This is a genomic window from Rhizobium sp. NPDC092011 (assembly GCF_044756305.1).
In the GTDB taxonomy this organism is placed as follows: Bacteria; Pseudomonadota; Alphaproteobacteria; order Rhizobiales; family Rhizobiaceae; genus Rhizobium.
In genome coordinates, this window is the sequence record NZ_JBIVSO010000001.1 from 799695 (window position 1) to 813741 (window position 14047).

The window sequence follows — 14047 nt, forward strand, 5'->3', positions numbered from 1 at the left end:
CCATTCTGGCAAGAGCCTGCCTAGTGCGGTCGCATACCTCCAAAAGGGGACGGCAGGGATCTCTTGAATACGAAAAAGCCCGCTGTCCCAGCGGGCTTTTGGGACGTGCCAAAACGGCAGTGCGTTTTCCCAGGAGCTGCTCTAGTTGTGCTGCAGCGCTGCGAGGTTCGACTCGACGACCGAGAAATAGCGCGCGAACAACTCGTTCTGACTGCAGACGCGGAGCTTGGCATAAGCGCGCTTGCGATGTGTCGCGACGGTATTGACTGAAATGCCCAGATTCATGCTGATGCCGAGTACGGTGTAGCCGAGCACGATACTGGCGCAGATTTCGGCCTCGCGGGCCGTCAGCTGGCAATTATCGGCGATGATGGCCGTGCGTACACGTTCGAGGAGTGCCTTTTGGCTGACCGGCTTGGGTTCGGTCTGGACAGCGCCCGTCAGCAGGGAAATCTCCGCGTGCTTGTGCAGCACCTGCATGATGGTGCGGCCGCAATATTTCAGCAACTCCACGGAACGGCTGGAAAAATCGGGGCGACCATTCTCGCGATAGAAGCCGGCGTAGATCCGGTCGCCGTTGATGATCGTCGTCAATGCGAGTTCGTGCTTGATATTGGGCTTGTCGTAGAACTCCCGACGATACCCCTCATCGGCAAGCTCCGTCGGAGACAGCAGGAATGTGGAACAGTCAGAACGCGGGGCGCCGTCAAACGTCCCCCAGACCGGATCGTGCACATAGGCTTCGCGGATATAGATCTCAGCGAGCGAGCGGACGCGTTCGGCAGTCTTCTGGCAATTGGCTTCCGCCACGACGGTGCGCGGATTGTCGTTTGCGCACATAAAGACCGTGCAATGGTCAATGCCAATCAAGTCATTGGCGATACGATAAAACCCGGCCCCAAATTCGCGCGCGCCAATCAGAGAGACCATTTCCCCGACCGGTTCGATTCCGTCCAGCAATTCCATTGTCGTTCTCCTCAGTCATTCGTTCCCGCGATTTCTTTTCGAAATTCTTGCTTGGGTGTGAAAGTCGGTCAGGCGGCAGGTAACCTCTCATCATTGTCGCGGAGCTTGCCCGACGCTCCGCGTTCTCAATTCATCGGTTCGTGTGCAGCCGGCTTGCGGCCGCACCGCTTTGTTTACCTGTTCAGCGCCTCGGTGGCGGCGGCAAGGCCGAGATCGAGTGCCGAGAGGATACGGTTAACATGTTCACTGCCGATCGCCAAGCAGGGCGAAATGATCACGTTATTGCTCGATGTCCGCACGATAACCCCGGATTCGTAGGCCTTGTCGTAAAGCGCCTGAACGACCGCCTTGTCGGCGGGCGTCTTCTTCGTCCGGTCGCTGACGAGTTCCAGCGCCGCCATCAGCCCTTTTCCCCGGGCATCGCCGACGACCTCATATTTCTGCTTGAGGCGTTGCAGGCCGGCAAGCAGTTGGACCCCGAGCGTGGCGGCGTTTGCGGCGATGTTCTGCCGCTTCACTTCTGCAATGGTGGCAAGTGCGGCGGCGGCACCGATCGGATGGCCGGAATAGGTGTAGCCGTGGCTGATCGTACCCGTCGCACCCTTCGCGCCCTCGATGACCAGAGCTATCTTCTCGCTGATCATGGCTGCGCCGAGCGGGAAGTAGCCATTGCTGATGCCTTTGGCCGTCGACATCATATCCGGCTTGATGCCCCATAGCCGCGAGCCGCTCTCGGATCCTGCGCGCCCGAAGCCGGTGATGACTTCGTCTGCTATCAGCAGGATACCGTGGCGGTCGCAGATCTCTCGCATCAGAGGGAAGAACGTCTCGTGCGGAACGATGACGCCGCCCGATCCCAGCACCGGCTCCATGATCAAGGCCGCAATCGTATCGGCGCCCTGGAAGGCGATTTCCTCCTCGAAGATCGCTGCGATCTTGCGGGCAATCACGGCCCCGTCGTCGGTGTCGAACTGATTGCGATAGGTGAAGGGCGCCGGCAGGTGATGCACGCCCCCCAGCATCGGCTCGTAGTTTCTGCGGAAATTCGCGTTGCCATTGACGGAGGCGCCGCCGAAATGCGTACCGTGATAACCCTTCTTCAACGAGAAGAATTTCGTGCGCTCGGGCTGGCCGTTGGCGCGATGATATTGCCGGGCAAGCCGCAGGCAGGTCTCGACGGAGTCCGATCCACCAGAGGTCAGGAAGGCGCGCGCCATGCCTTCCGGCTTGAAGAACTGGCAGAGCTCGTAGGAGAGTTCGATCAGAGGCGAATTCGTCGTGCCGCGGAATGCGTTATAGTAGGGCAACTTGTGGAGCTGGGCGATGATGGCGGCTTTGACTGGCTCGCAGGAGTAGCCCAGATTGACGTTCCACAGACCGCCAACACCATCGAGAAGCCGATTGCCGTGAATGTCGACGATCTCGACCCCTTCGCCTTGCTCGATGATATGCGGCGGGTGTTCGCGCATTTCGCCGGGATGGGCCATGGGGTGCCAAACATGTTTGGCGTTGTTTTCAATCAGAAAATTGGTGTCATGCATCGTCTTGCCTCGATTGCTAGCGTCGAAATTGAAAAAAGGCGACCGGTGAACGTCAGCCGGCGGCCTGACTTTTAGGGAAGCGGTTGACTGCGGTACTGCGCAGGAATTCTTCAGGGATGCGGCCGCCAAGCGCGCTCGTCGCCTCGAAGGCGGCCTCGATCAGAAGTTCGACCGTACTGCGAAGCGTCGCATCGTCCATGCGGGAGGCAGGCGTTGCTGTCGCGAGTGCGCCAGCTGCCATGGCATCCGCTCCGAAAAAGGGAACGCCGACACCGATGACATCGGAATCAAAGCTGCGATCGGCAACGCTGAACCCTTGCTTTCTGAAGGTCGAGACAAGGGTTTGCAGCGTTTTCGCGTCAGTCGTTGTAGACGGTGTGTAGACGGGCAGAGGTTCCGCAAGCCCATGCTCTACGAAATCCGGATTTCCATAGGCCAGGCAGATCAGGCCGGTAGCAGTCGCGTGCGGCGAGATCCTGGCTCCAAATCCGACATGAACGCGGTTGCTGCGCGTGCCGTCCTTCACCGCCACAGTGGCAATCTGCTGGCCAGCGATGAGCGAAGCGTGACAGGTTTCCGTCGTTTTCTGCGCCAGCGCGTCGACGATTGCCTGCAGCGCCGGGGTGGCGGGGGAAATAAATTCCCGTGTTCGGGCAAGCCGCAGGACGGTCGCGCCCAGCGTGTATTTCTTTGATCCGAGCGGCCGCGTTACGTAGCCGTGTTCCTCGAAGACTTTCAGCATGCGGTGGCAGGTCGCCCGATCAAGTCCGGTCAGGGCCGCAATCTCCGCCAGCCCGAGAACGGGTGCGTCTTCCGTGAACAGATCGAGGATCTTTAGGGCCTTGCTGACAGTTCTCATGATCTCTCCTCACCTTCTCAAACGATAACGCATCGCCATTTTGTGTCAATATTATAAATTCCATTGATAATAATGAACTTTTTATGCGTTTGCGCGTCACCTTTCACGGGTCTTTGAACGAGCCGAATAGCGCGCGATGGTCGTCTAAATTGCAACAGATCCAGTGCCTTCGCCGCGTCTGGCGAGTGCCGTCAGGAGATGCCTTGATCCAGCAGAGTTCCATCGACGCCCTGCGTCGAATCGAAATTCCCCCCCAATCGCTGTTTATCGGCGGTCGATGGCAACCGGCGGAAACGGAGGAGGCGGTCGATTGCATCTCGCCGATCGACGGGCGCCACCTGACGACGATCGCGCGTGCGTCCCGCGCAGACGTCGACAGGGCGGTGCAATCGGCTCGGCTGGCCTTCGAAGCGGGGCGCTGGTCGCGGATGGCTCCGGCAGGGCGGAAGAAAGTTCTCCTGCGGATCGCCGAGATCATTGAGGCGCGCGCCCTTGAACTCGCGGTTCTGGGTGTGCGCGACAATGGCACCGAAATCGGCATGGCGCTCAGAGCCGAGCCGGGGAGCGCGGCTGCAACTTTTCGCTACTATGGCGAGGCCATCGACAAGATTTATGGCGAGATCGCCCCAACAGGGCCGTCAGTGCTGGGATTGGTGCACAGAGAGGCCGTTGGCGTCGTCGGCGCCATCGTCCCCTGGAACATGCCGCTGATGATCGGTGCATGGAAGCTGGCGCCGGCGCTTGCCATGGGCAATTCGGTCGTTCTCAAGCCGGCGGAAGCTGCTTCGTTGACACTGCTCAAGCTTGCCGAAATCTGTGCCGAGGCAGGATTGCCGGAGGGTGTGCTGAATGTAGTGACCGGTTCTGGCTCCGTTGTCGGCGAGGCGATCGGCATGCATATGGATGTCGACGTCCTGGCATTCACCGGCTCGAACAGCGTCGGACGCAGACTGCTCGAATATTCGGCGCGGTCCAATCTCAAGCGCGTCTATCTCGAGCTTGGCGGAAAATCGCCGAACGTGATCTTTGCCGATGCGCCGGACCTTGCCAAAGCTGCGGCAGTTGCGGCCAACGGCATATTCCGCAATTCCGGCCAGGTCTGCGTCGCTGGCTCCCGCCTGCTTGTTCAGCGAGGCGTCCACGACGAAATGGTAGGGCGCATTTCAGCGCATGCAACCGCCATGAAGGTGGGCGACCCATTGTCGCTGGAGACCGATATCGGCGCCGTCAGCAGCGAGCGGCAGCTCGAAAGCAATCTCGACTATGTCAAACGGGCGGAAGGCGATGGCGGGCGGCGTATTGTCGGCGGAGAACGCATCTTGCAGGAGACCGGCGGTTACTACATGCGGCCTGCGGTCTTTGACGCCATAACCCCTGACATGACGCTGGCGCGCGAAGAGGTCTTCGGCCCGTTGCTCGCGGTCATTCCTTTCGAGGATGAGGCGGATGCCATCCGGATTGCCAATTCGACGGAATACGGCCTGGCCGCGGCCGTCTGGACATCAGACCTCTCGACCGCCCATCGCATGGTGCGCGCCATACAGGCCGGGATCGTCCATGTGAACACCTATGGCGGTTCCGACCTCACCGTGCCGCTCGGCGGACATAAGCAGTCCGGCAACGGCCACGACAAATCCCTGCATGCTCTTGAAAAATATACCGCACTGAAGACGGCCTGGTTCCAGCTTTGATCAAGCGGCCTCATTGCAAACAACGATATGGTTCCTCATGAAAACGAACAAGACCATCCTCATCGTCGGGACTTACGACACGAAATCCGACGAGCTTCACTTCCTCCGCAATTGCATCGAGGAGCAGGGCGGCCATGTCCTGTCCATGGATGTCGGCGTCCTTGGTGAGCCTTCATGTCCGGTGGCCATCTCCAAGCATGAGGTGGCAGCTGCCGCCGGCACGACTATTGCCGGGGTTTTCGCAGCGGGCGATGAAAACGACGCCATGGCGCTGATGAGTAGCGGCGCTCAGGCGCTAGCCGCTCGACTTCATGCGGAAGGACGTTTCGACGGCATGATTTCGCTGGGGGGTACCATGGGCACCGATCTCGCATTGGATGTGGCGATGGTTTTGCCCTTGGGTGTTCCCAAATACGTCATCTCAACGGTCGCGTTCTCGCCGCTCATTCCGGCCGAGCGCCTCCCTGCGGACGTACAAATGATCCTCTGGGCCGGCGGACTGTATGGGATCAATTCGGTTTGCAGGTCTGCCCTCAGTCAGGCGGCAGGGGCCGTGCTGGGCGCCGCCCGTGGCGCAACCGGTTTTCGGCGCGGACGTCCTTTGGTCGGCGTATCCTCACTTGGCAATGCCTGCCTCAAATATATGAAGGGTCTGAAGCCTGCGCTGGAGGCGCGAGGCTACGAGGTGGCCTTCTTTCACGCGCAGGGCATGGGCGGCAGGGCGCTCGAAAACCTGGCGTGCCAGGGTCATCTGGTAGCCGTGCTCGATCTTTGCATGCAGGAATTCAACAACGGCATTCATGGCTCCATCGTCAACAGCGGCCCGGAAAGACTGGCACGCGTTGGCGCAGCAGGTGTGCCGCAGATCGTGGCGCCTGGCGCTGCCGATCTCGTCGACTTGCCCAGCTGGCAGCCGATTCCCGATCACTTTCGAAACCGGCCCGCCCATGTGCACAACAAGCTTATAACCTCGCTGACCTTGACGGCTGACGAACGCCGTTTCACCGCAAGGGAAATGGCATCGCGTCTCAATCGGGCCGTCGGTCCCACGCATGTCATCCTGCCGCTGGCAGGCATCGAAGAGTGGGATCGCGAGGGGGAGGTCGGCTATGATCCCCAAAGCTTGGCCGCCTTCTTGGCGGAGTTGAAATCGCATCTGGCTTCACCGGTGGAAATCTCCGAAACACCGGCGCATATCAACGATCCAGGGTTTGTCGATGCGGTTTTGGCCGTGTTCGATCGATGGGTGGAAGAAGGGTTCATCTTGCCGGGAGCACAGCCCGATGTCGATCATCTGCCCTTGATGGCGGCCGGACAGTAACCCTCCCATCGTTTCGACCACAAATGGTTTCAATCGAGGCGCGGTCATGGAATTGACCGCGCCTTTGATGTTTGGGCGCTCTTGGCCCGCATGATGGCGCCACAAGCAAGCAAAGCCCGGCAGGATGCCGGGCTTTGAGAAGGTGGTCGGCGGAACTGGGAGTCCTATGCTCGCAAGCATTCCTTGCCGCCGGACCGCTCCGCACGATGATCGATATCGGCAACTAGAGCGTTGGCAATCAGCTGCCGGGTGTAGGGATGGTCAGGATTGTCGATGACATCGGCTACGCCGCGCATTTCCACCACCTTTCCCTGGTCGAGCACCATGGCTCGATCGGCGAGATTGCGGACCAGTGCGAGGTTGTGGGTGACAAAGATCATCGTCAGGCCGCGCGTGCGTTGCAGGTCCTTGAGCAGATTGACGATTGCAGCCTGGACAGAGACGTCGAGTGCGGAGGTGATTTCGTCACAGATCAGGACGTCGGGGTTTGCCATCAATGCCCGCGCGATGGCGACGCGCTGTCTTTCGCCGCCTGAAAGCTGGTCGGGAAAAGCAAACATGGCATCCGGCCCAAGACCGACCTGATTGAGGACCTCGGCAATTCTTTGCCGCCGTTGCTGCCGGTCCCTGGGATTGAAGGTGTCATAGACCAGCCCGACGATGTTTTCGACGGTGTGACGCGGATTGAGGGAGTTGTGAGGGCTTTGAAATATGTATTGCATCGTCCGCAGCTGTTGCCTGCTGCGTTCCCGTGCATGCACGGCGAGAACCTCGCCATTGAGCAGGGCCGTTCCCTGCCGTTGCGGAACCAGGCCGATGAGCGCGCGCGACAGCGTGCTCTTGCCCGAGCCGGATTCGCCGACGATCGCCAGGCACTCACCCTTTTCGACGGCGAAATCAACCCCGTCGAGGACGTGGTAGTTGCCAAAGGCGACATGCAGATCGCGTACCTCGATGACCGGGCTGCGATCGTTTAATGTGGGGTCAAGCTGCAGGGGATCGGGCAGCCTCTCCGGTTCGGCAATGGCAACGACACCGGATTTCAGGCAGCGGACGGAATGTTCCTCGCCCTGCCACGCCAAGGTGACCGGATGCGCGCCGCAGCCGTCCTCCGCGATTGGACAGCGCGGTTTGAAAAAGCAGCCCGAAGGACGTTGGCCGGGCCGGAACGCGCTGCCGGGGATCGATTTCAGATGCGTGCGGTAATGCAATTCCGGCACGGCGCCCAGCAGCGCCTGGGTATAGGGATGCGAAGGGCTGCCCAGCACCGTTTCGACACGGCCGATTTCGACCACGCGCCCTGAATACATCACCATGACATGGTCGGCGATATGGGCAATCACGGAGAGATCATGCGTCACATGCAAGGCCCCGATGCCATGCTCCCGGCAAAGATGCTTGACGATGTCGAGGATCTTGTTCTGCGTGGTGACATCGAGCCCCGTCGTCGGTTCGTCGAGTACGATCAGTTTCGGTGCCAGGATGACAGCCATGGCAATACCGATGCGCTGTTGCTGACCACCGGAGAGCTGATGCGGAAAGCGCCGAAGAAAAGCCGGGTCCGGCGGCAACCCGACATCCTTCATGACAGCCTCGATGCGGCGATCGATCTCGCTGCGGGGTGTCTCGGGCTCATGAGCTTCGATTACTTCCGAAAGCTGCAACCCGATCCGCAGGGACGGATTGAGTGCGGAGGCCGGATCCTGCGGCACATAGGCGACCGCTTTCCCGCGAAGGATACGCTTTTGCTGCGGGGTGAGATCGAGCATGTTTTGTGACGTGTCGCCGGCAATGTGGACCGTACCGCCAGCAATGCGAGCGCCGCCGCGCGCAAAGCCGAGGAGAGCGGTGCCGACCGTGGTCTTGCCTGATCCCGACTCCCCAACGAGGCCGAGAACCTCGCCAGCACGGATGATAAAGCTGACATCGTCGACGATATCGCCGCCGTCGTCTGGCATGTCGATGCGAAGGTTGCGCACCTCCACGGCGAGCGCTGGCGCGATATCGGCCATTATGGACTTTTCCTTCTTCACTGTTCGCCTCCGGATTTGCGGTGGCTGCCGGACATGGTTCCGGCAATACCTTCGGCAATCATGTTGATGCCGAACGCAAACAGAGCGATGCATACGGCCGGTGAGACGACGGCGAGGGGGCGGCTGGCGATGCGGCCGCGATTTTCGTTGATCATCAAGCCCCAATCGGCGTTCGGGGGCTGGATTCCGTAACCCATCACGCTGAGGGCGGCGATCCCTGAGATCGACCAGACGATACGAATGCCGAACTCCACGAGCAACGGCGTCGTGATGTTGGGCAAGATCTCTCTGAAGAGTATTTTCCAGCGCGGCACGCTGAGCGCCTCGGCGAACTCCACAAATTCGCGGGTGACGATATCAGCGGCGACGCCGCGAGTGACGCGCGCGACCTGCGGCATATGCGCCACTCCGACAAGCAGCACGATAAGCCATTCGCGCGTACCGAGCAGGGAAACGAACAGCAGGACGAAAATGATCAATGGAATGGACAGGAACACGTCCATGACACGCATCAGCGTCTGATCAAGCCAGCCTCGGCTGTAGGCGGCGACAAGACCGACGGTGACGCCGAGGATCATGCCGATGGAGGCGGACGCGAAGGACATCCACACCACAGGCAGCCCGCCGTTCAGCAATCGCGACAGGACATCACGACCTCGGAAGTCGGTTCCCAGCAGAAATTGCGGTGATGGCTCGACGAATGGCCGCCCCACGAACGCGCTCGGTTCATAGGGAGAAACGAAGGGTCCGACGATGGCGAAAGCGATGACGAGAAGCGTAATGGCGATGCCAATACGGGTTCTATTGTAACGTGCCGCCTGGTGAAACGTCGAAAGCCAGGCAGGCAACGGGAGAGTATTGGCTGTATGCATGCTAAATCCGATTCAGGTTCTCAGCCGCGGCGTCATCAGAATGGTCAGCATATCGGCCACCATGTTGAACAGGATGTAGCCGAACGCAAAGATGAGAACGATTGCCTGGATGACGTAGAGATCACGCTGCGAAACCGCCGATTGCAGCGCACTCCCGAGGCCGGGATATTGAAAGATATATTCGACGACCACGGCACCGCCCAGGATATAGGCAAGGCTGAGTGCAGCACCCTGAATGGACGGAATAAGGCTGTTGCGGAGCGCATGGCGCAGCAGAACAATGCGCGGCGGCAAACCCTTCAGGCGGGCAGTTACGACATATTCGGAGGCGAGGGCGTCGATCAGCGAGGCACGAATAAGACGCGACAGATAGGGCATGATCGCGAGCGTCAGCGTCAGCACCGGCAGAACGAGAACTTGCGGGCTCTGCAGAACCGTTCGGCCCGGTAGCACGAGGGCGGTCGGCGGCAGGATGTGAAACACGTGCGTCGCAAGCAGCAGGATCAAGACGATCGCCAGAACGAATTCCGGAACACCGGCTGTGCTGATGAGGAAACCATTCGCGGTATTGTCGAACCATTTCCCTTGCCTGATTGCCATGACGATGCCGACGACAAATGAAATTGGTAAAGCGATGATGCTGGTGCAGGCGAGAAGGACGAGCGAATTGGAAAGCCTGGGGCCTACCAGATCCCAGACCGGCCCTTTCGTCACGACGGAATTGCCGAGATCCCAATGAAGGATCTTCGTGACCCAGTCGGTGTATTGGGTAAGAAGGGGCCGATCCAGCCCCAGTTGCGCTTGAAGTGCGGCCACGGCCTCCGGCGTTGCGCTTCGGCCAAGAATGGCGCGGGCGGCATCGCCGGGAAGAATGTTGGTCGCTGCAAAGATCAGCATCGAAATCAGGATCAGCGTAAAGACCCCGTATATCGATCGCTCGAGGAATAGGCGCCACATCGTCATGCTTCGGAGAAGCCAATCTTGGAAAGGCCGCGGATGATGCCGGCGCCGGATTGGTCGAAATTCGGAAGGCCGACGATGTTCTTTCTGTAGATGCCGAGCTCGTTTCCGAAGATAGGGATGATCCAGGCGCCGCGTTCGAACAGGATTTCCTGCAGCTTCATCGTGATGGTTTTGCGTTTCTCGTGGTCGACCGTTCGAGATGCCTCGTTCCAGAGGTCGAGATACTCTTTGTCCCGCCATTTTACCTGATCAAGACCGGCATTCGGACCATCGGCAAGCGCCGAAATCAGGAAGAACGGGCCGGACGGATAATAATCACCGCCGAAGAAGGACCGCTCCATGTATTCTTCATTGTAGAATGCGGCGCCGTCGAGCTGCTTGACGTTGATCGTAATGCCGATTTCCTTGGCATTTTCCGCCAGAACCAGTGCGGTCGCGACGTCCTTATACATGGCAAGGTTCAGTTCCGTGCCTTCGAGGCCCGCTTCCTTGATGAGAGACCTGGCCTTCTCGACATCGCGATGGCGAGCAAGCTTGTCATTGAAATCGGGATCATATCGCCCGTAAAGATCATTGGCGACCGTCGCATAGCCGTTGGCCACCGAGTTCAAGATCGTATCGCGGTCGATAACGAGGCGGAGCGCCTGACGCAGCCGCGGATCGCTGAACGGTGCCTTGTCGGTCCGCATTTGGATCGGCATGAATTTTCCCGTCGGGGAGTTGTAGAGCTTGAATGCGTCGTTGCCTTCAATCTCGCCGACGAGCGATGCATCCACATCGTTGATGATATCTATCTGGCCCGATTGAAGTGCATTCAGAAGCGCCGAACTATCTTCGAATGGCAGGAGCACCACCTCGTCGAGCAAAGCGTGCTCGCCGTGATACTTGTCGTAGCGCTTGATCGTTACGCTTTCCTTGGGAACGACGTTCGCCACCTGGAACGGGCCGGTGCCGATCGGGGTCTTGGGATCGAAATCCGCCGGCACCATGCCGGAATAGGGGTCCGATAGTCCCGTCGGCAGCCAGCTGCGCGGCGCTTCGAGCACCATTCTGACGGTGTGATCGTCCACCTTCTCGAAAGACTTGACCGGGCCTATGTGGCCGCCGCTGATCGTGCCCGGCTCGCGGATACGTTTGATCGAGAAGATGACGTCGTCAGCCTTCAGCTCGCGCCCGTCGTGGAAGGTCACGCCCTTCTTTATCTTGATGGTCCAGATCGTTGCCGTATCGTCGTCAGGCGTTACGGATTCCGCCAGTCGCATTTCAAGGCTACCGTCGTTGGCTTGCCGGGTCAGGGATTCGAAGACATTGTACTGATTGGCGAGGTCGACGGCGATGTCGCCCGACATGCGATGCGGATCGATCGGACCGAAGGCAGCCTGCCCATTGACGCCGATCGTGATTTTTCCGCCTTTGGCCGGTGCAGCGGCCAGTGCGCTTCCAGACTGCGCGCCAACGCCGAACGCACTGGCGGCAGCCAGGGCAAGCGATCCCTTGAGAAACATCCGCCGATGGACTGAGGCTTCCAGAAGTGCTGAAGTCGGATGGGTATTAACGCTCATCGGTAGTTCCCCTTTTTCTTATGAAGATCATATTGAAGATGCCGTTGCGCTTCCGAGGATCGCCGCGCCCACTTAACGCTTGCCTTGTGATTGAACCTCGCTTGCTTCTGCGCGGGATCGCGACGGTCAATCTGTGCGCCCCAATCGCAGTGAGGATGTTTCAACTGTCGAAAATATCCATACCCTCTGAGGGTGAAGTCAGTGGTCTCGTCGGATCATGGAAGAGTGTCGGCGCACGCTTCACGCGGTCATATTGGCGAGGCCGGTCTTCCGCTCGCACCGAAAGGCATTTCAGCAGGAAGATTGCCGGTCGGAGCCGGGCCTTTAGGATGCGGCCGTTGCCCGCTCAATATCGTCGCGCGCATCCATCAGCGCGTCGAGATACTGCTCTATGCCGTCGGCACGTAGCACCGGCACAAGCAGGCCGAGACTGAATTGCACATTCTTGCGCGCGTCGCGGATGGGGACGGCTATCCCATGCACGCCTTGCTGAAGCTCATTGCGTGATATGGCGTAGCCCGATTGACGGACCTGCTCGAGAAGGTCCAGAGCCTCGTCCTTCCGGTCCGCCTGGCTTACGGCTTTGTCGATGAAGGGGCCGGCCTGATAGGCAAGAATGGCGCGGCCGCTGGCGCCGATGTAAAGCGGATGGCGCGAACCTGGACGGTGCTGGACACGCAGCAGGTGCCCGTCGCCGACCGCCTGTTCGACAACAACGGCACTGTCCGCATCGAGACGGTGCAGAACGACCGTCTCGCCGCTCGAAGCGGCCATCTTTTGCATGATCGGCAAAGCAAGGCGCTGAAAACTGTAGGCATCGCCATAGCTTGCCAGCTGCATGATGACCGGGCCGATCGTGAACGCCTTGCCGAGTTTGGAGACGTAACCGCGACCATGCAGGGTGGTGAGGAGCCGGTGTACGACCGTGCGATTCATGTCGCATAGGGATGCGATTTCTGCTGTCGACAAAGGCCCGCGTTGGGCGACGGTTTCGAGAACCGTCAACATCTGGTCGCCTGTGGAGGATATCTCGGCCATTTTCCAATTCTTCGATTTTCTTTTGTTGCCAGAATCGATGCGACGCCCGGAGGCTATCGAGCTTAAGACAAGCCCAGGGCGAAAGCCAGACGGCGCCGCAGATGCGCGCAGTCACCCAGCGTCGTTATCCGCCGCCTTGCGCCACTCATCGTGGAAGGCAGGCGCTTGATCCTCTGAAATTTATGTTCTAATATCGAACTTAAGTTTATAAATATCGAACAAAGAGGCAATCATGAAGTTTTCAAGCTATCTCTGGAATGGCCGGAAGAGCTACGGCACCGCCGTTGAGGACGGTATCGTCGACATCCCGGCACTGTTTCACGAGCTGGGTGAGGCGGCGCCCGCACATGATCTGCTTTCGCTGATCGAGCGTGGCCAAGCGGCCGTAGCTGCTGTGCGTGAGGCGCTGGCAGCAGCAGCGAGAGCAGGGAAGATGGCCAGTGCACTTGTCTCCGATGCAGAAAGATCGCCGCTGACGCCACTTCCCCGCCCGCCGAAAATGATCTGTGTCGGGCGTAATTATGCGGAACATGCCAAGGAGGCGGGTTTCGAAATGAGCCAGATCCCGATCATTTTCCCGAAATTCTCAGCCGTTCTCGTCGCGGACCAAGATGCAATCCTCTTGCCGAAGGTCTCCGGACAGCTCGATTGGGAAGGCGAGCTGGCGGTGGTCATGGGACCTGCGCCGAGGGGAAAAATCGCCAAGGCGAATGCTCTGAACCACGTCTTCGGCTACACGATCTTCAACGACGTGACGATCCGCGACTATCAGTTTCGGACGACCCAATACACGGCGGGTAAGAATTTCCGGACCTCCGGACCTGTCGGCCCCTGGATCGTGACTTCAGACGAGATAGCCGATCCACACGCACTTCAAATTCGCACGACGTTGAACGGCGAGGTCATGCAGAACGCAAACACGTCGGAGATGTTTTTTGATGTCCCGACCATCATCGAGCATCTGAGCGAGTTCATCGATATGGAGGCCGGCGACATCATTGCGATGGGAACTCCGGCGGGTGTCGGCTTCAAGCGCAAGCCGCCCATCTTCATGAAGGCCGGAGATCGGATTGCGATCGAGATCGAGAAGATCGGCCGGCTCGAAAATCACGTTATCGCAGAGAGCTGATTTCGACAGTCATCGTTAGACAAGCCAGCAGGCGCGTGGCCGTTTCTAAGACCCCGCGCCAACGGATTATCC

Annotated in this window: 11 protein-coding genes; 3 read left to right on the forward strand and 8 right to left on the reverse strand. The window is 59.3% G+C overall.

The features are described from left to right. Positions 1-141 precede the first annotated feature (141 nt). From ACIQJ2_RS03850 to ACIQJ2_RS03860, 3 genes are all read right to left on the reverse strand, one after another. Positions 142-966 carry a helix-turn-helix transcriptional regulator gene (locus ACIQJ2_RS03850; protein WP_199148348.1) on the reverse strand — a complete coding sequence of 275 codons (825 nt, stop codon included), beginning with the start codon at positions 964-966 and terminating at the stop codon, positions 142-144. Positions 967-1139: 173 nt separating this feature from the next. Continuing rightward, positions 1140-2507, reverse strand: coding sequence for an aminotransferase class III-fold pyridoxal phosphate-dependent enzyme (locus ACIQJ2_RS03855; RefSeq protein WP_199148347.1), 1368 nt, complete (start codon positions 2505-2507; stop codon positions 1140-1142). A 52-nt stretch (positions 2508-2559) separates the two neighbouring features. Then, a complete protein-coding gene (locus tag ACIQJ2_RS03860) occupies positions 2560-3366 on the reverse strand; it encodes an IclR family transcriptional regulator (RefSeq protein WP_400665571.1) in 807 nt (268 codons plus the stop codon). 203 nt (positions 3367-3569) lie between these two features. On the opposite strand from ACIQJ2_RS03860, the gene ACIQJ2_RS03865 reads away from it, so the two are divergent. Then, complete coding sequence (locus ACIQJ2_RS03865; protein ID WP_400665569.1) at positions 3570-5057, forward strand: aldehyde dehydrogenase; 1488 nt, start codon at positions 3570-3572, stop codon at positions 5055-5057. A gap of 37 nt (positions 5058-5094) precedes the next feature. After that, positions 5095-6378, forward strand: coding sequence for a Tm-1-like ATP-binding domain-containing protein (locus ACIQJ2_RS03870; RefSeq protein WP_400665567.1), 1284 nt, complete (start codon positions 5095-5097; stop codon positions 6376-6378). Between the two features lie 164 nt (positions 6379-6542). Here ACIQJ2_RS03870 and ACIQJ2_RS03875 read toward each other — a convergent pair whose 3' ends face one another. From ACIQJ2_RS03875 to ACIQJ2_RS03895, 5 genes are all read right to left on the reverse strand, one after another. After that, positions 6543-8411, reverse strand: coding sequence for an ABC transporter ATP-binding protein (locus tag ACIQJ2_RS03875; protein ID WP_400665565.1), 1869 nt, complete (start codon positions 8409-8411; stop codon positions 6543-6545). Beyond that, on the reverse strand, positions 8408-9283 hold the full coding sequence (locus ACIQJ2_RS03880; protein ID WP_400665563.1) for an ABC transporter permease: 876 nt from the start codon (positions 9281-9283) through the stop codon (positions 8408-8410). The genes ACIQJ2_RS03875 and ACIQJ2_RS03880 overlap by 4 nt, the downstream gene beginning before the upstream one ends. 12 nt (positions 9284-9295) lie before the next feature. Then, positions 9296-10240 carry an ABC transporter permease gene (locus tag ACIQJ2_RS03885; RefSeq protein ID WP_199148341.1) on the reverse strand — a complete coding sequence of 315 codons (945 nt, stop codon included), beginning with the start codon at positions 10238-10240 and terminating at the stop codon, positions 9296-9298. Positions 10241-10242: 2 nt separating this feature from the next. Next, positions 10243-11808 carry an ABC transporter substrate-binding protein gene (locus tag ACIQJ2_RS03890; protein ID WP_400665561.1) on the reverse strand — a complete coding sequence of 522 codons (1566 nt, stop codon included), beginning with the start codon at positions 11806-11808 and terminating at the stop codon, positions 10243-10245. A 324-nt stretch (positions 11809-12132) separates the two neighbouring features. After that, on the reverse strand, positions 12133-12846 hold the full coding sequence (locus ACIQJ2_RS03895; RefSeq protein ID WP_199148339.1) for an IclR family transcriptional regulator: 714 nt from the start codon (positions 12844-12846) through the stop codon (positions 12133-12135). A 232-nt stretch (positions 12847-13078) separates the two neighbouring features. Here ACIQJ2_RS03895 and ACIQJ2_RS03900 point away from each other — a divergent pair, with 232 nt between their 5' ends. Next, positions 13079-13975, forward strand: coding sequence for a fumarylacetoacetate hydrolase family protein (locus ACIQJ2_RS03900; RefSeq protein WP_400665559.1), 897 nt, complete (start codon positions 13079-13081; stop codon positions 13973-13975). Positions 13976-14047 lie beyond the last annotated feature (72 nt).